The sequence below is a fragment of the Acinetobacter sp. SFB genome (assembly GCF_001647545.1).
GTDB lineage: Bacteria > Pseudomonadota > Gammaproteobacteria > Pseudomonadales > Moraxellaceae > Acinetobacter.
Genome location: NZ_LSZH01000011.1, coordinates 186319 through 205003 on the forward strand (window position 1 = coordinate 186319; position 18685 = coordinate 205003).

General features: G+C 41.2%; 12 protein-coding genes and 4 rRNA genes. 10 read left to right on the forward strand and 6 right to left on the reverse strand.

Features of this window, described 5'->3' with window-relative positions:
• Positions 1–24: 24 nt before the first annotated feature.
• Positions 25–1356: a M16 family metallopeptidase gene (locus tag AY606_RS05425; RefSeq protein WP_067865889.1), complete on the reverse strand. Its 1332-nt coding sequence runs from the start codon at positions 1354–1356 to the stop codon at positions 25–27.
• A 232-nt stretch (positions 1357–1588) separates the two neighbouring features.
• Between AY606_RS05425 and ftsY the strand changes: the two genes are divergently transcribed.
• The 8 genes from ftsY to rrf (AY606_RS05470) all read left to right on the forward strand — a co-directional run bounded on the left by ftsY (position 1589) and on the right by rrf (AY606_RS05470) (position 11432).
• Positions 1589–2692: a signal recognition particle-docking protein FtsY gene (gene ftsY / locus AY606_RS05430; RefSeq protein WP_067865892.1), complete on the forward strand. Its 1104-nt coding sequence runs from the start codon at positions 1589–1591 to the stop codon at positions 2690–2692.
• A 171-nt stretch (positions 2693–2863) separates the two neighbouring features.
• Positions 2864–3550: a nitroreductase family protein gene (locus tag AY606_RS05435; protein WP_067866606.1), complete on the forward strand. Its 687-nt coding sequence runs from the start codon at positions 2864–2866 to the stop codon at positions 3548–3550.
• 177 nt (positions 3551–3727) lie between these two features.
• The gene (locus tag AY606_RS05440) at positions 3728–4321 is read left to right on the forward strand and encodes a nitroreductase family protein (RefSeq protein ID WP_067865895.1); all 594 of its coding nucleotides are present in this window, start codon (positions 3728–3730) and stop codon (positions 4319–4321) included.
• 211 nt (positions 4322–4532) lie between these two features.
• The gene (locus tag AY606_RS05445) at positions 4533–5210 is read left to right on the forward strand and encodes a DUF2057 domain-containing protein (RefSeq protein ID WP_067865897.1); all 678 of its coding nucleotides are present in this window, start codon (positions 4533–4535) and stop codon (positions 5208–5210) included.
• Positions 5211–5699: 489 nt separating this feature from the next.
• Positions 5700–7237 (forward strand): 16S ribosomal RNA (locus AY606_RS05450).
• A gap of 481 nt (positions 7238–7718) precedes the next feature.
• Positions 7719–10615, forward strand: a 23S ribosomal RNA gene (locus AY606_RS05460).
• 176 nt (positions 10616–10791) lie between these two features.
• A 5S ribosomal RNA gene (gene rrf, locus AY606_RS05465) occupies positions 10792–10906 on the forward strand.
• A gap of 411 nt (positions 10907–11317) precedes the next feature.
• Positions 11318–11432: ribosomal RNA gene (gene rrf, locus AY606_RS05470) — 5S ribosomal RNA — on the forward strand.
• Together the 16S, 23S and 5S rRNA genes form the textbook arrangement of a ribosomal RNA operon.
• 98 nt (positions 11433–11530) lie before the next feature.
• Here rrf (AY606_RS05470) and AY606_RS05475 read toward each other — a convergent pair.
• From AY606_RS05475 to AY606_RS16070, 5 genes are all read right to left on the reverse strand, one after another.
• Positions 11531–11956 (reverse strand): roadblock/LC7 domain-containing protein, encoded by a 426-nt coding sequence (locus AY606_RS05475; RefSeq protein WP_067865899.1) that lies wholly within the window; start codon positions 11954–11956, stop codon positions 11531–11533.
• A 13-nt stretch (positions 11957–11969) separates the two neighbouring features.
• Positions 11970–12506, reverse strand: coding sequence for a GTP-binding protein (locus AY606_RS05480; RefSeq protein ID WP_067865902.1), 537 nt, complete (start codon positions 12504–12506; stop codon positions 11970–11972).
• Positions 12506–13474, reverse strand: a complete 969-nt coding sequence (locus AY606_RS05485) for a hypothetical protein (protein WP_067865905.1) — start codon at positions 13472–13474, stop codon at positions 12506–12508. Before AY606_RS05485 ends, AY606_RS05480 begins: the two co-directional genes overlap by 1 nt.
• Positions 13475–13540: 66 nt before the next feature.
• The gene (locus tag AY606_RS05490; RefSeq protein WP_067865909.1) at positions 13541–13900 is read right to left on the reverse strand and encodes a roadblock/LC7 domain-containing protein; all 360 of its coding nucleotides are present in this window, start codon (positions 13898–13900) and stop codon (positions 13541–13543) included.
• Between the two features lie 351 nt (positions 13901–14251).
• The gene (locus tag AY606_RS16070; protein ID WP_155858127.1) at positions 14252–14428 is read right to left on the reverse strand and encodes a hypothetical protein; all 177 of its coding nucleotides are present in this window, start codon (positions 14426–14428) and stop codon (positions 14252–14254) included.
• Positions 14429–15372: 944 nt separating this feature from the next.
• Between AY606_RS16070 and AY606_RS05495 the strand changes: the two genes are divergently transcribed.
• Positions 15373–17793: a YgiQ family radical SAM protein gene (locus tag AY606_RS05495; RefSeq protein WP_067865911.1), complete on the forward strand. Its 2421-nt coding sequence runs from the start codon at positions 15373–15375 to the stop codon at positions 17791–17793.
• Between the two features lie 345 nt (positions 17794–18138).
• Positions 18139–18684, forward strand: coding sequence for a DUF2726 domain-containing protein (locus AY606_RS05500; RefSeq protein WP_067865914.1), 546 nt, complete (start codon positions 18139–18141; stop codon positions 18682–18684).
• Position 18685: the final 1 nt, after the last annotated feature.

An 18685-nucleotide genomic window follows, 5' to 3' on the forward strand; every position in this document is an offset into this window, starting at 1 on the left:
GTAGCTTCAACATGTAAAATTCCGTTATTGTGCTTTATTTTCGGGAGAAAGATATAAAGTGCTGAGATTGTCACGGGTAAAATACATATTCGCCACGCGCTGAATATCTTGAGGGCTTACGGTTTCAAAATGTTTAGGCAGTTCATCCATTAAGCGAAAACTTAAACCATTGATTTCCAAGTTGCCAATCATTTTGGTTTGTCCCGCAATATCGTCTTGGCTATAGACTAAATTAGCCACGAATCTAGCCGTCACGCGTTCAACTTCTTCGGGTTTAATCAGTTCAGTCTTTAATAAATCAATTTCACTTTGAATGGCTTTTTCAGCCTCTTGTAAACTCACACCGTCCACAGGTAATGCGGAAATACTGAGTAAGCTGTCTCCACGACTATAGGGATCATACGAAACACTGATTGCGGTCAAAATTTTCTTGTCGCGGATCAGTCGATCTTGTAATCGGGAGGAAATACCGCTATCTAATACATTTTTAATAATAGTGAGGGCATAAGCATCTTGCGGATTTTTTGCGGTCACCAGTGAGCGGACATTCCATGCCATATATAAATTCGGTACTTGTACCGGTAAGTTGAGTTCCATATGGCGATAACCAACCCGATCAAACTCCAATACGTCATTTCTGGGTGGTGTTTTTCTGGCTGGAATGTCAGCAAAATATTTTTGGACTTGTAATAAAGTACTTTCAGAATCAACATCACCGACAATAATCAATATGGCATTATTGGGGGTATACCAGTCTCGATACCATTTTTTGACATCTTTAAGCTGAATATTTTGCAGATTTTTCATGTAGCCAATGACAGGTTGTCGGTAATGGCTGGTTGGATAGGTAATCCATTTAAATCGTTCGAAAGCCAGAGATCTGGGATTGTCATCGGTACGTAAGCGCCGTTCTTCCATGACTACTTTGATTTCCGGATCGTAATCTTGCTGCCGTAACAGCAGATTGCTCATGCGATCCGCTTCAAGCTCTAAAGCCATTGGTAAATAGGTTTTCGGGTAAAGCTGATAGTAGTTGGTGTAATTGGTAAAGGTTGAGGCATTGACGCTTCCACCATAAATCCGACTTAAGCGGGTAAACTCGTCATTCGGAACTTTATTGGTTCCTTTAAACATCATGTGTTCTAGAACATGGGAAATCCCCAATAAATTACCTGATTCATCGCTGCTTCCCACACCATACCAAATTTGAGTCATCACCATAGGCGAGCGATGGTCTTCACGAATAATCACTTTTAAGCCATTTTTAAGCGTGGTTTCAAAGGTGGTACGCGCTAATTCACTGCGGGTCTCGGCATGAACCCATCCGCTTTGCACTGAGAGTAATGCAAAGCACATGGCTAAAATGTATTTTTTAAAAAAAGACCGCTTTGGAAACAGTGAGAAGTAACTTTTGGGCACAATATTTACCAAAGTGATTATTTGTATTTATGACTATTTTTAAGAAATTCCTGTTTGAAAGCAAGGTGGAGTTGTTCGTTTTTGGTGTGTTGTACGTCTACTGGGGATTGCAAAGGAAATTTATGCTAGAATCCTTGTTTTTCAACGCAATGCTTTTCAAGGATTCGGCATGCAACAGCAATCTAATGGGCAAAATAAATTTTTGATTGATGCTGATATCGGAGATGACGATGTCACTTTACCGAATTTACCTGCGGTAAATGTACCTATTGTTGAAACTCCAAAACAAGAACAAGCAACTGTTTCTGCGCCTGTAGCCACAGAAACTGAGCAAGATGAAGCATCAAAGAGCGGTTTTTTTAGCCGCATGAAAGTCGGCTTAAGCAAAACCCGTAAAAACCTTGCCGATGGCATGGTGAATATTCTGATCGGTGGTAAAGAAATCGATGATGAATTATTAGAGGAAGTGGAAGAGCAATTACTGGTTGCAGATATCGGGGTTGAGGCAACGAAAACCATTATTGCCAATTTAACCGAGCGTACTACGCGTGGTGATTTGATCTATTCGCATTCGTTGTATAAAGCTTTGCAAGAAGAGTTGGTGGCGATCCTTGCTCCACGTGTCAAACCTTTACACATTGACCCAAATAAAGCGCCGTTCGTTATTTTAGTAGTAGGCGTCAACGGTGTCGGTAAAACCACAACCATTGGTAAACTGGCAAAACGCTTACAAGGTGAAGGCAAGAAAGTCATGTTGGCAGCAGGTGATACCTTCCGTGCTGCAGCTACAGAACAGCTTCAAATTTGGGGTGATCGTAATAATATTGCAGTAGTATCACAAGGTCATGGGGCGGATTCTGCCTCAGTGATTTTTGATGCCTTTGAAAGTGCGCGTGCTAAAGGTGTGGATGTTTTGATTGCCGATACCGCGGGACGTCTACATAATAAAAGTCACTTGATGCAAGAACTCACCAAAGTTAAGCGCGTGATGCAAAAAATTGATGCAACTGCACCGCATGAAATTATGTTGGTTGTTGATGCGGGTACAGGTCAAAATGCCATTAATCAAGTTGAAATGTTTGATGAAGCTGTTGGCCTAACCGGACTTACCATTACCAAACTTGATGGTACGGCCAAGGGTGGTGTACTGTTTAATATTGCTAGCCGTACCCATGTACCCATTCGTTTTATTGGTGTGGGTGAAAAAATAGACGATTTACGTCCGTTCTCGGCCAAATCTTTTGTTGCAGCATTATTTGAAACTGAAAAGTAAAATGCTTGATATTTCACACAAACTCCGCCAAGTGCGGAGTTTGTTGTTTTTAAGCTAATTGTTTGATTTAAAAAACATCATATAAAAATAACTTATTCAAAGGAGTGCTCTGGAAACGATTAGAATAAAAGGAGATTAAAAGCTTGGGCATTTGTATTGGGGAGTACTGCTGTGGCATTGTTAGAAAAAATTGGTCATGTCCTGACGGCAGATATCACCAAAGATTTTAAGCTTAAGAAAAGAGCTGCTGAAGAAATACACCAATTAACTTTTGTTGATCATTTGAAGAAACGTCGTAGCATCTATGTGCTCGGGAAAAAGGTTCATTATAGTCAAGCTTATTTGGCAGAACTCATTCAGCAAGCGGTACGAAGTTGTCCCTCGGCCTTGAATTCTCAAAGTTCACGTATTGTGGTGTTATTTGGTGATTCTCATGAAAAATTTTGGGACATTGTTAAAGAAGTACAACGTAAATTGGTTGCAGCGCATGTTTTTGCCGGTACAGAAATGAAGATTGGGCAGTGTGCCGCAGGTTTTGGTACGGTTCTTTTTTATGAGGATCAGCAAACCATTCAGCGATTACAAAAGAAAATACCTTTCAATGCTGGTGATTTTCCAGTCTGGTCAGAACAGACTTCAGGCATGGCACAATATGCAGTATGGACGGCCTTGGCTGATTCGGGGATCGGAGCTTGCCTGCAACACTATAACCCGAGTATAGATTCAGCAGTTACAGACCATTTTAATATAGACGCATCGTGGTTGCTTCGAGCACAACTGGTTTTTGGTTCAATTGAGCAAGATGCTGAGCCTAAAATAGATTTGCAGGAAGCTGATCGATTTAGAATATTGGTCTAAATGATACTATGCACAAATCAAGCACCTACTCGCGGTGCTTTTATATTTTTAAAGTCAGCATAAAATTGTTCTATAAATAAAACACAATGTCACTTTTTAGTCATGTACTCATACTAGAATTAAACTAAGATTAATCCATCCTAATAATGTTTAACAAAAATCAGAGGGAATTAAATCATGTCATTTCTAGAGCAAATTAAACAACGCCGTAGTATTTACTCAATCGGTAAAAATGTTCCCTTGGCACAAGAAAAAATCGAAGAAATCATTAGAGACGCTGTGCGCAATAGTCCATCTGCTTTTAATTCGCAGACATCACGTATTGTTACTCTATATGGTGACTCACATAGCAAATTTTGGAATATTGTGCGTGAAACACTCCGTAAAATGGTTCCAGCAGATGCTTTTGAAAAGACCGATACAAAAATTAATGGTTTTGCAGCAGGTTATGGCACCGTTTTATTTTTTGAGGATCAAGATGTTGTAAAGTCTTTGCAACAGCAGTTTGCTCTATATGCTGATCATTTCCCCGCATGGTCAGAGCATTCCACGGCTATTGCCCAATTTGCGGTATGGACAGCATTGGCAGAACACCATATAGGTGCTTCATTACAGCACTATCATCCGGTAATTGATGAGGAAGTTGCAAAGATTTTTGATATTCCCAAAAACTGGAAATTACGTGCTCAACTGGTGTTTGGTTCAATCGAAGCCCCTGCGGGAGAAAAAACCTTTATGGATGATAAAGAGCGGTTTAAGAAATTTGACTAAATTGTTGTTAATTTAAAATTATAGAGAGCGTTATTTAACGCTCTTTTTTATGGTTGGAAAAAAATTTAATATTTATATCTACGAAGTTGCAAAGCTTATCTCAATAAAGTATTGAAAATGCTGGTGTATTGAAAATGGCTTTGTCATAAAATCGTCATTTATACATTGCATAGTGCAACTCAATTTTAACAATCAAAGAAGAGAAAGCAGAATGGCTTTAAGATTAACTTTTGCAGCAGTTGCATTAATGATCAGTGGTGCTGCATTTTCAGCAGTCACGATTACAGCACCTGAAGAAATCAAAATTCTTGCGGTAAATGATCAGGAAGTTAATACAGGATTGTTTCGTTCGGCAAATAACCAATATAAAGTCGATGCAGGTGAAAGTAGTATTAGTGTGCGTTACACCCAATATTTTGAACATCTGAATGGTGAGCACGACATTGTTAAGTCTGGTGTAGTAACGCTAAAAACTCCCTCGCTAAAAGATGGTGAAAATTACCGATTAGATTTAGTCAATGCACCCGCAAGTTTTGAAGCTGCAAAAAAATATGCTGAACAACCTATCATTGCTTTGGTTGATAAAAATAAACAACTACTAGTTCAACAAACGGGTGCAAACACAGAACAAAAACCTTGGTTGGGACAAGGTATCTTTGCAAAAGCTACAGACTTAACCCAAAAGAAATCCACACCAGCTAATCAGCCAGCACCCGTTTATACACAGGCAGCAGTTATTGCAGGGGTTGCTTCACCAGCGAGCTTAAAATCTAGCGTATCAATTTATTCTACCCATACGGCAGATCAGCAACTGATTCAGCTTTGGAAGGATGCGAATAAAGTCGAACGTCAAAAATTTATGTCATGGTTAGCTGAACAAGCGAACTAATTCATGGATTCATTCATTGAAAGAAAAAACTGGCTTTAGCGGGTTTTTTCTTTTTTAGAGAGGTGATTGTGATGTCAGATTTGTATTTATGCATAAAAAAAGTACGAAAAAGACTTAAAAAGTGAGAAAAAAAGTATTTGGGTGTAAAAAATGAACAGTTGGTTCCGTTTTTTAGGTATTTTGATAGATAGGGGTTGCGCGGATGCTGAAACTGTATAGAATACGCCGCATACCAACGAGATATGTTGAAACGAACGAAGCGCGAAGCGCTGAGTTGTTGAGATTATCTTGTTGTTTCTTGTCTCTGACGAAGAGCAAGATAAATCATTAAGAACTTATGAAGAACAACTTGTGTGGATTTTTACTGGTTGATCGATCGAAATTATTTTCATTGATTGATGGTAAAAATGACTCGAAGTTTATTTGAGAAATATTTGTCAGAAAATTGATGAGCCAAGATTGGTGCCCTTTAAGGCACTAAGCAATATTAAACTGAAGAGTTTGATCATGGCTCAGATTGAACGCTGGCGGCAGGCTTAACACATGCAAGTCGAGCGGGGAAAAGTAGCTTGCTACTTTACTTAGCGGCGGACGGGTGAGTAATGCTTAGGAATCTGCCTATTAGTGGGGGACAACATTTCGAAAGGAATGCTAATACCGCATACGCCCTACGGGGGAAAGCAGGGGATCTTCGGACCTTGCGCTAATAGATGAGCCTAAGTCGGATTAGCTAGTTGGTGGGGTAAAGGCCTACCAAGGCGACGATCTGTAGCGGGTCTGAGAGGATGATCCGCCACACTGGGACTGAGACACGGCCCAGACTCCTACGGGAGGCAGCAGTGGGGAATATTGGACAATGGGGGGAACCCTGATCCAGCCATGCCGCGTGTGTGAAGAAGGCCTTTTGGTTGTAAAGCACTTTAAGCGAGGAGGAGGCTACTTAGATTAATACTCTGAGATAGTGGACGTTACTCGCAGAATAAGCACCGGCTAACTCTGTGCCAGCAGCCGCGGTAATACAGAGGGTGCAAGCGTTAATCGGATTTACTGGGCGTAAAGCGTGCGTAGGTGGCCAATTAAGTCAAATGTGAAATCCCCGAGCTTAACTTGGGAATTGCATTCGATACTGGTTGGCTAGAGTATGGGAGAGGATGGTAGAATTCCAGGTGTAGCGGTGAAATGCGTAGAGATCTGGAGGAATACCGATGGCGAAGGCAGCCATCTGGCCTAATACTGACACTGAGGTACGAAAGCATGGGGAGCAAACAGGATTAGATACCCTGGTAGTCCATGCCGTAAACGATGTCTACTAGCCGTTGGGGTCTTTGAGACTTTAGTGGCGCAGCTAACGCGATAAGTAGACCGCCTGGGGAGTACGGTCGCAAGACTAAAACTCAAATGAATTGACGGGGGCCCGCACAAGCGGTGGAGCATGTGGTTTAATTCGATGCAACGCGAAGAACCTTACCTGGTCTTGACATAGTAAGAACTTTCCAGAGATGGATTGGTGCCTTCGGGAACTTACATACAGGTGCTGCATGGCTGTCGTCAGCTCGTGTCGTGAGATGTTGGGTTAAGTCCCGCAACGAGCGCAACCCTTTTCCTTATTTGCCAGCGGGTTAAGCCGGGAACTTTAAGGATACTGCCAGTGACAAACTGGAGGAAGGCGGGGACGACGTCAAGTCATCATGGCCCTTACGACCAGGGCTACACACGTGCTACAATGGTCGGTACAAAGGGTTGCTACCTAGCGATAGGATGCTAATCTCAAAAAGCCGATCGTAGTCCGGATTGGAGTCTGCAACTCGACTCCATGAAGTCGGAATCGCTAGTAATCGCGGATCAGAATGCCGCGGTGAATACGTTCCCGGGCCTTGTACACACCGCCCGTCACACCATGGGAGTTTGTTGCACCAGAAGTAGGTAGTCTAACCGCAAGGAGGACGCTTACCACGGTGTGGCCGATGACTGGGGTGAAGTCGTAACAAGGTAGCCGTAGGGGAACCTGCGGCTGGATCACCTCCTTAACGAAAGATTGACGATCGGTAAGAATCCACAACAAGTTGTTCTTCATAAAGATGTATCTGAGGGTCTGTAGCTCAGTTGGTTAGAGCACACGCTTGATAAGCGTGGGGTCACAAGTTCAAGTCCGTTAGTCTCCACCATAATTTACAGAACTTAGTGAAAACTAAATTTGAGATTTAGATTTTATTAATTTCTGTGATTTAAGTATCACGGTATTAAACCTGACCTGACGAAGGCAAGTTTATTCATTAACAGATTGGCAAATTTGAGTTGAAATAATTGTTTAACTCAGAACTGAATTAAGTTTGGCAGTAACTTGTTACTGTTGAGTGAAATGAAGAACTGAGCACTAGCGAATTAACTGAATCAAGCGTTTTGGTATATGAATTCAATTGAAGCTGTACTGCAGTTCAATCTGCAAAACTTTGAACGATTAAGTTGTAGGCACTGCTTGTAGGTGTCGGCGACTGTTTGGGGTTGTATAGTCAAGTAATTAAGTGCATGTGGTGGATGCCTTGGCAGTCAGAGGCGATGAAAGACGTAATAGCCTGCGATAAGCTCCGGGGAGGCGGCAAATATCCTGTGATCCGGAGATTTCTGAATGGGGAAACCCACTTACCATAAGGTAGGTATTGCATGATGAATACATAGTCATGCAAGGCGAACGAGGGGAAGTGAAACATCTCAGTACCCTTAGGAAAAGAAATCAATTGAGATTCCCTTAGTAGCGGCGAGCGAACGGGGAAAAGCCCATTAAGTCATATAAGTTCTAGTGGAATGCTCTGGGAAGTGCAACCGTAGTGGGTGATAGTCCTGTACACGAAAGGGCTTATATGATGATGTCGAGTAGGGCGAGGCACGTGAAACCTTGTCTGAATATGGGGGGACCATCCTCCAAGGCTAAATACTCCTGACTGACCGATAGTGAACCAGTACCGTGAGGGAAAGGCGAAAAGAACCCCTGTGAGGGGAGTGAAATAGATCCTGAAACCGCATGCATACAAGCAGTGGGAGCCGGCATTGCGTCCGGTGACTGCGTACCTTTTGTATAATGGGTCAGCGACTTACATTCAGTAGCAAGGTTAACCGTATAGGGGAGCCGTAGGGAAACCGAGTCTTAATAGGGCGTTTAGTTGCTGGGTGTAGACCCGAAACCGGGTGATCTATCCATGAGCAGGTTGAAGGTTGGGTAACACTAACTGGAGGACCGAACCCACTGTCGTTGAAAAGCCAGGGGATGACTTGTGGATAGGGGTGAAAGGCTAATCAAACTCGGTGATAGCTGGTTCTCCCCGAAAGCTATTTAGGTAGCGCCTCGGACGAATACCATTGGGGGTAGAGCACTGTTTCGGCTAGGGGGTCATCCCGACTTACCAAACCGATGCAAACTCCGAATACCAATGAGTACTATCCGGGAGACAGACTGCGGGTGCTAACGTCCGTAGTCAAGAGGAAAACAATCCAGACCGCCAGCTAAGGCCCCAAAATTATAGTTAAGTGGGAAACGATGTGGGAAGGCATAGACAGCTAGGAGGTTGGCTTAGAAGCAGCCACCCTTTAAAGAAAGCGTAATAGCTCACTAGTCGAGTCGGCCTGCGCGGAAGATGTAACGGGGCTAAAACTATATGCCGAAGCTGCGGATTTACAATTTATTGTAAGTGGTAGGGGAGCGTTCTGTAAGCCGATGAAGGTGGATTGAGAAGTCTGCTGGAGGTATCAGAAGTGCGAATGCTGACGTGAGTAACGACAATGCGAGTGAAAAACTCGCACGCTGAAAGACCAAGGGTTCCAGTCCAACGTTAATCGGGGCTGGGTGAGTCGACCCCTAAGGCGAGGCCGAGAGGCGTAGTCGATGGGAAATTGGTTAATATTCCAATACTTCTGTGTAATGCGATGAGAGGACGGAGAAGGTTAAGTCAGCCTGGCGTTGGTTGTCCAGGTGAAAGGTAGTAGGCATGCATCTTAGGCAAATCCGGGGTGCTCTATGCTGAGAACTGATAGCAAGCTGTACTTGTACAGCGAAGTGGCTGATACCATACTTCCAGGAAAAGTCTCTAAGCTTCAGTTACACAGGAATCGTACCCTAAACCGACACAGGTGGTCAGGTCGAGTAGACCAAAGCGCTTGAGAGAACTCTGCTGAAGGAACTAGGCAAAATGGTACCGTAACTTCGGGAGAAGGTACGCTGTCGACGGTGATGGAATTTACTTCCTGAGCGGTTGACAGCCACAGAAACCAGGCCGCTGCAACTGTTTATTAAAAACATAGCACTCTGCAAACACGAAAGTGGACGTATAGGGTGTGATGCCTGCCCGGTGCTGGAAGGTTAATTGATGGGGTTAGCGTAAGCGAAGCTCTTGATCGAAGCCCCAGTAAACGGCGGCCGTAACTATAACGGTCCTAAGGTAGCGAAATTCCTTGTCGGGTAAGTTCCGACCTGCACGAATGGCATAATGATGGCGGCGCTGTCTCCAGCAGAGACTCAGTGAAATCGAAATCGCCGTGAAGATGCGGTGTACCCGCGGCTAGACGGAAAGACCCCGTGAACCTTTACTGCAGCTTGACATTGAACTTTGATCTTACTTGTGTAGGATAGGTGGGAGGCTTTGAAACCAGGACGCTAGTTCTGGTGGAGCCAATCTTGAAATACCACCCTGGTAATATTGAGGTTCTAACTCTGCTCCATAATCTGGAGCGAGGACCATGTCTGGTGGGTAGTTTGACTGGGGCGGTCTCCTCCTAAAGAGTAACGGAGGAGTACGAAGGTGCGCTCAGCGTGGTCGGAAATCACGCGTAGAGTATAAAGGCAAAAGCGCGCTTAACTGCGAGACCCACAAGTCGAGCAGGTACGAAAGTAGGTCTTAGTGATCCGGTGGTTCTGTATGGAAGGGCCATCGCTCAACGGATAAAAGGTACTCTGGGGATAACAGGCTGATACCGCCCAAGAGTTCATATCGACGGCGGTGTTTGGCACCTCGATGTCGGCTCATCTCATCCTGGGGCTGAAGCAGGTCCCAAGGGTATGGCTGTTCGCCATTTAAAGAGGTACGCGAGCTGGGTTTAGAACGTCGTGAGACAGTTCGGTCCCTATCTACCGTGGGCGCTGGAAATTTGAGAGGATCTGCTCCTAGTACGAGAGGACCAGAGTGGACAAACCTCTGGTGTACCGGTTGTCACGCCAGTGGCATCGCCGGGTAGCTATGTTTGGAAGGGATAACCGCTGAAAGCATCTAAGCGGGAAGCCTACCTCAAGATAAGATTTCCCAAGGACTTTATGTCCTCTAAAGAGCCGTTGAAGACTACAACGTTGATAGGTTGGATGTGGAAGTGCAGTGATGCATGAAGCTGACCAATACTAATTACTCGTGAGGCTTGACTATACAACACCCAAACAGTTGTATGGTTCGATTGAATCGATACAAAAACCTTGATTTAGTTAAAGAAACGCTAGACAATACTCAACTCAAACAGCCCAATCTGTCAAGATTTGGAAAAAGCCCAGGCATACACTGAAAAAGTGCAGCTAAGACCCAGGCAAGTATCCATAAACAGTTGTGCTGGCGACAATAGCAAGAGTGAACCACCTGATCCCTTCCCGAACTCAGAAGTGAAACCTCTTTGCGCTGATGGTAGTGTGGGGTTACCCATGTGAGAGTAAGTCATCGCCAGCTCATTATTCCTGAAANGGTGTACCGGTTGTCACGCCAGTGGCATCGCCGGGTAGCTATGTTTGGAAGGGATAACCGCTGAAAGCATCTAAGCGGGAAGCCTACCTCAAGATAAGATTTCCCAAGGACTTTATGTCCTCTAAAGAGCCGTTGAAGACTACAACGTTGATAGGTTGGATGTGGAAGTGCAGTGATGCATGAAGCTGACCAATACTAATTACTCGTGAGGCTTGACTATACAACACCCAAACAGTTGTATGGTTCGATTGAATCGATACAAAAACCTTGATTTAGTTAAAGAAACGCTAGACAATACTCAACTCAAACAGCCCAATCTGTCAAGATTTGGAAAAAGCCCAGGCATACACTGAAAAAGTGCAGCTAAGACCCAGGCAAGTATCCATAAACAGTTGTGCTGGCGACAATAGCAAGAGTGAACCACCTGATCCCTTCCCGAACTCAGAAGTGAAACCTCTTTGCGCTGATGGTAGTGTGGGGTTACCCATGTGAGAGTAAGTCATCGCCAGCTCATTATTCCTGAAACCCCCTCAAGAAATTGAGGGGGTTTTTTTATGCAGTGATTTTATATGCTAAAAAAGGCTCCATGCGGAGCCATTTTTATTTATTTCAAGAGTAAATAGCATCTGCTTTCACAATTTCAGCAGAACATTGTTTTATAGAAAATAGAAGTTGGCCTAAGAGTACATCTTTTGTTGTTAAAGCCACAATTAGCAGAGGGTAGTTTTTGTTAGGTATAGAAGAGAGCAGGGCTTTACCATTTTCAGCATCAAGAGTGATAGATTGACAACCCCTCAAGTTAATTTCACTTAAAAAAGCCTGAACCATTGCAAGAATGGAACTGCTCACAGCTGCTAATTTTCCGGCATTATCGACATTTTTTTTATGGACAGAAGTTAGTTCAAAGCCATCAGTAGAACAAATCATCACGTATTCAACACCACTTACATTCGTTAAAAGGTTTTGAATGTGTTGTTGAGCAGTTTGAATTAATGTTTCTGGAGCAGATCGTTGTTGATGATTGGAATAAGACATAAAAAATCTTCAGTTAGTGTGCTATTTGAATTTCAGCATTCGCAATTAGTGTTTCAACCAAAAGCAGAACGTCATTTTTGATACGGGCATCAATAAAAAAAACAGGATAGGTCTTCGATTGTAGTTCAGCCCATTCTCTGTAAATCAAGGTTGTATTTTTAGTTTTTTGATCAAGATGGGTGATTCCAATCACAATATTGTCATTCATTTCTTTGAAAGTGCTGAAATATTCATTAAGTTGTTGAATAGGATGTTCCGCACTGTGATCGATTAAAATAATGGTTCCTAGTGCACCTTTACAGATTGCCGACCAAATAAAGTCAAATCGCTCCTGTCCTGGTGTGCCATATAAGCCTACTTTAATATCTTCTTCTAGCGTAATTTCACCATAATCGATTCCGACAGTCGTTAATACTTTTTGATGGGAGGTAGTATCGGTATTTACTGCCTCTGTACTGAGTACAGATATATCAGAAATGGTGTTAATTGCTGCACTTTTGCCTGCACCCATGCTTCCTGCAAAAACAATTTTGTAGTGTTGTAAGATCATTAGAGGCCCAATTTTTTACGTAATTTATTAAAAAAACTTCGCATACCTGAAGTGTTTTCTGATCCGTATTGATGAATGGATTTATTTGCGTGATTTTTTACAGCAGATGCTGGAATTTCTTCTATCATGTCTGCCATAAAACAGGTAAAAATAAAGCGATGGATAAAATTGCCGCTGATATTCATTTGCTGTTGTATGTACTGTACGGTATTGCCTTGTTGCAAATAGGCTGCAATTGTCAGCAAATCTTTACGCTCAGCAGAAGCAACGGGTTGTGGCCAATGTTTTAAATGATAACAACCTTCATAAATTGGTGTTTCATAACTTAAATTTTCCCAAATGAGTTGCCATATACCTTGTTTAAGGTCTTGCTTTAAATATGTATAACGAAAAGCGACAATACTATCTAGGTCAGCATGGACGAAATGTAAGCTAGCATTTATTTTTTTTAAATTTTCATCGGTCCATATTTCTTGGCTTTGAGTATCAATCAGGGCAATCTTGTTTTTATCATTCATTAGAATGAATTTATGGACTGCATTCTCTTTTTTTAATAAAGAAAAGATATCCTGAAAATAGCTGTAATTAAGTTTTTCTGTATGCTTTTCTAGTTTCTGTTCGACAATATTTTTTTGAATATCTAAGTATGGAATGATATCGCATAATAACCATCGTTTTAATGCATCTGAATCGGTTAATGGTAAATGTAAAGTATTGTCTATAATTTCCCCTGAATATTCAGCATTATTGATAGTTTTTAAAATAAATAGATTTTTATGTTTTATATTTTTAATATTAGGAAGATCAAAAAAATGATGATTAAGAATTAAAATCTGTAAATGAGGATCTGCAATATTCGTCCAATTTAGCTGATAATCATAAGATAAAAGATCTTCAAGCATAATTTTAAGTTTATTAATTGTGCTTAAATTTAAACCAAATATCGAAATATTAATTTTATTTTTCACAATATGTCCACATGATACAGTAGTTTATAGAGACTACTTTGGAAAATAGTCTCTAAATAAAATATATTAAGAAAAATCTAATTCTTTTTCAAAACCTTTAAGCTCATGACGTGCCATTGCAAGATTTGATTTAGGACGATCTAATACGAGATATAAAAACAAGCTGTCATTTGATACTAATGGTCGAATCAAGTGATATTGTTTACCTAAAGTAATTAAAATATCTTCAATATTATCTTGAAGATTAAGTGAACGAGCCACTTTACGTTTAGCGCGAATAACTTCAGTATTTCCTGCAGCTGCTAATTCTAAGTCAATGCTTGAAACACCTTGGGTTGCTAGAGCAAGACCACTTTCACTATCTACAAGTGCAGCAGCAATAAAACCATCAATCTCTGCCAGACTTTCTAATGATACTTTAGCCATGATTTCCCCTTATATAATATAAAATAAATTAGATAGATAATAAATAATATCCACCTAAGCGTTATAGTCCAGTATTTTTATATTGTTATCAATGGCAGAATTTTAATTTAGATGTGAAAGTTGCTTTTTTATTCAAGATTTTAAAATAACAAATAATTATATTTTATATTTAAATTAATAGTATATTTATATTATATAATTAAATTAATTTATTTGTATAAAATTAATAGTCAGAGAAGATAAAAATATATCTCTAATGAGATATTTTAGTAGTTTTAGAGTAAAAAGAGAGTATTAGCCTCTTACCTAAATAATTGCTGTCAGAATATATTTTCTATTTTAATTTGATTATTAAGCCCTTTGTAAGGTTGATCTCAATTCTGAGCTTATGCATATTGAATATAATACAAAGCCATTTCTTACAATTTTATTGTCATTATTTTTAGCAAAACTTTCTTCTTTTTCATCGTTGTATTGTCTGTAACCGATGATGCCGATATTTGTAAAATTCTTTGCTGTTTCTTCCATATCTAGCAGCTTTCCTTTATCTTTTCTACTGTAGTAATTAGTATAGGGCTGCAGGATATAGGCTTAATTTTAGACCGGTTTGGTCTTAAATCCATTATGGTTTGGGCGCTATTTTAGCTGCAAGCCTATTGATCCTCAGTTCACTGTTTCCTGTAGGGGAAGTATTTTGGCACAGGGATATTGATTGGAATTTCGGTCAGTGGTGTGGCTGCTATTGCAATGGTTTATATCGGTGAAGAAATAGCTAAATATCCTAAATATCGGTTTTGCCATCGGTTGTATATATAGGTGCTGCTCTGGGCTGAATAGGTGACAGTTGCAATGTTGGGCTTTTTGTTGATTTTATTTCCTAGCAAAAGGCAACTTTGATGATTGGTTTAGTCATGGCGGTGAATTTTTATAAGGTTTTACCCACGTCTAATTACTGGAGTCTATAGTTCACATGGTGCAGCGAGTTAGTGAAATAGGTTTAGGTAAAACAAAGTGCTTACTGCAATGTTAATGGCTATGCTTGTCGATTTATGGCTGATGCGGACTCCCTGATTCGATCAGTTTTATTGGGACTGGTGTTATTTCACTTTTTTATTTTTTGCGGAACATTCTCTCTGAATTAGTTGGGTATTGATGCAATTCATACAATATGGAGTAGTAGACTCTTTACTTTATTTGTTAATTTACTACATGAAATCCATTATTTTGGTCAGTCGTATTGGTTGAATGTGGCAAAACTCTGGTTGGAAAGGCTTAGGGCTGATCTTATTATTTTGGCTATTCGGCTCCATTGCCCATCATCTTTACAAGCCTTAAATAATTAAAACTTTAAATCTCTGTTTTTGTATATTTTTTAATCGGCAATGTAAGTGGAATTCATGGTAAAATGATCGGCTTTCATCTTTGATCTCATTTTTAAGATCTTTCATCTGCCAGCCGAGAATTTGCTATCCATGTCTACAGCTTATACCGCACAGACAGCGCCGACCGCGTTGTTTGATTACGACAAATATTGGGCGTCTTGTTTTGAACCCGCACCATTTTTGCCGATGTCACGCGAGGAAATGGATCTACTCGGCTGGGATGCCTGTGACTTTATTTTAATTTGTGGCGATGCCTATATTGACCACCCATCTTTCTGTTCAGGCATTATTGGACGTACCCTTGAAGCCCAAGGCTTCCGTGTGGGGATCATCGCTCAGCCAGATTGGACCGATCCTGAAGCATTCCGTGTATTGGGTAAACCGGCCATTGCTTGGGGCGTGACTGCCGGCAATATGGATTCCATGATCAACCGTTATACGGCTGACCGTAAAATCCGTTCCGATGATGCCTATTCACCAGATAATCAGCCGAACAAACGCCCAGACCGTGCAGCAACTGTGTATTGTCAGCGCTGCCGCGAAGCATTCCCTGATGTACCTGTACTGTTAGGTGGAATTGAAGCATCATTGCGTCGTATTGCGCATTATGATTACTGGTCAGACAAAGTCCGTCGTTCCGTATTGATGGATTCAAAAGCCGATTTATTGATGTACGGTAATGGCGAGCGCTCGATTACTGAAGTGATGCACCGTTTGGCCAAAGGTGAAAAAATTCACGAAATTACCGATGTTCGTGGTACAGCATTTATTGTGAATAAACATAACCGTGCGTCTAAAGCCAAATTTGTTGAAATTGCATCCAATGATGTTGATAGCATTGGACGTGTCGATGCGATCATCAATCCGTATGTAATGACGGAAGATTTGGATGGTTGTGAAATTGAAAAAGACAAAGGTAATTCTTTAACTCAATATCAAAATTTCCAAAAAGAACCGGTTGCCAATCCAATTATCCGCGAAGGGGATAATCTGGATGCCGATACGCAAATTGTTCAGCTTCAAGCTGCGCCATCCAAAGCCATTAAACATAAATTACCGCCACGTGAACTGGCTGTAATTCGTTTGCCTGCATTTGAAGAAGTGGCCAGTGATCCGGTGCTGTATGCACATGCCAATCGTATTTTGCATTTGGAAACCAATCCGGGCAATGCCCGTGCCATGGTGCAAAAGCATGGCGAACGCGATGTCTGGTTAAATGCTCCGCCAATTCCATTGACCACTGAAGAAATGGATTATGTGTTTGACTTGCCGTATGCACGTTTGCCACATCCAGTTTATGGTGAGGCACGTTTCCCCGCATTCGACATGATCAAGTTCTCCGTGAATATCATGCGTGGCTGTTTTGGTGGTTGTACTTTCTGTTCGATTACTGAACATGAAGGTCGTATTATTCAAAACCGTTCTGAAGAATCGATTCTGCGTGAAGTGGAAAAAATTCGTGATACCGCACCTGGCTTTACCGGCATTATTTCCGATTTAGGCGGACCGACTGCGAACATGTATCGTTTGCAGTGTAAAGATCCTGAAATTGAGAAAAACTGTCGTAAACCATCGTGTGTATTCCCGGGTGTTTGTCAAAACTTGCATACCGATCATGCACCATTGACGCAGTTATATCGTAAGGCACGTGAACTAAAAGGCATTAAAAAGATTCTGATTAGTTCAGGTTTACGTTATGACCTGGCTGTATTGAACCCTGAATATGTGAAAGAGCTGGTTCAGCATCATGTCGGTGGTTATCTGAAAATTGCACCGGAACATACCGAAAAAGGTCCATTGTCGAAGATGATGAAACCGGGTATTGGTACCTATGATCGCTTCAAGCAAATGTTTGACCGTTTCAGCAAGGAAGCCGGTAAAGAACAATACCTGATTCCTTATTTCATCGCGGCGCATCCGGGTACTACCGATTATGACATGATGAATTTAGCGATTTGGTTGAAGAAAAATGGTTTCCGTGCCGATCAGGTACAGAATTTCTATCCTTCACCCATGGCAACAGCAACCACTATGTATCACACTGGTAAAAACCCGTTGGCGAAAGTGGCGCGTTATACTGAAAATGTGGACATTGTGAAAGGGGACAAGCGTCGTCGTTTGCATAAAGCATTCTTGCGTTATCATGATTCAAACAACTGGCCATTGCTGCGTGAAGCATTGAAAGAAATGGGTCGTTCTGACCTGATTGGTAACTCGAAACAGCATTTGATTCCGACCTATCAGCCTGTAGGCACTGAAGGTCAGTATCAATCGGCACGTAAGAAGAATTCGACAGTTGCCGGTGATTCGCAAAAACGTAGTAGTGATAATACTGTTCGTAATCAAACTGCGGGCAGCCAAAGTCGTCCTTCAAATACCAAGAAGCGTCCTGAGCGTGGTCAAATCTTGACTCAGCATACTGGTTTACCACCTCGTGAAACAGGGGATGCTAAAAAACCATTTGGTGGCCCAAAACCAAAAAGTAAATCTAAGCCGAAATCAAAAGCTTGATTTCAAAATAAGAGAGAACGCTAAGGCGTTCTTTTTTATTGTTCAATAAAATCAACCGTTGCTAAAACAGTTCGTCGGAATTGTCCGACAATATCCAATAGTCTTATTGCATCACGACTTAGCCTTGATATACCCTATTTATAGTGTCTGAGCAGGGATTAATTTAGACCGCGATGACATAAATAAAAGAACTGCAATTTTTTGTCAGTTTTTATAATGATTTTGTCATCATTAAATGAAGTTTGTTTACTTAAAATATTTAATAAAAATACGAGCTGTATACTCACTTTCATAACAATCGGTGTGACACCGGACAGATTATAAAAATTTTAAAGGACTAAGAGGATGATGATTTACATTTTAATTGCGAGTTTGCTTCTATTGTGTGTATTAATGATGGCTTGGAAAAGTCTTGAAAGTAATACAAAACAGCAAGATAGCGCTTTAAAGCAAAGGGCTATTTTCAATATTAATCAACAATTAACCTATACGCGACTCACGGGAATATTACCGAAGAGTACCGTATTGGCGCATGTTTCATTTGATGCACTGCTGACGACTAAATACTCTCGTACCCGCTATAAATATCGCAATATGGTGGCAGATTTTGTCTTACTTGACGAGCATCATCAAGTCACCGCCATTATTGCACTTGATGATCCGCTGGCATTAAAACATTTAAAGAATGCGCAATATCAAGATGCACTTTTAGCTATGGCGGGATATCGGGTAATTCGTTATGAGGATGTCCCTGAATATTATCAGTTAAGACAAGATTTTCTTCTTGAACAATCTTCTCACCTTGCATTAGAAACCCAAGCAGAAGATACACCAAAGAAGTATAGTTTTTATCCTGAATTGGAACGAAAAAAAATCCGAATTGTGGGTTAAT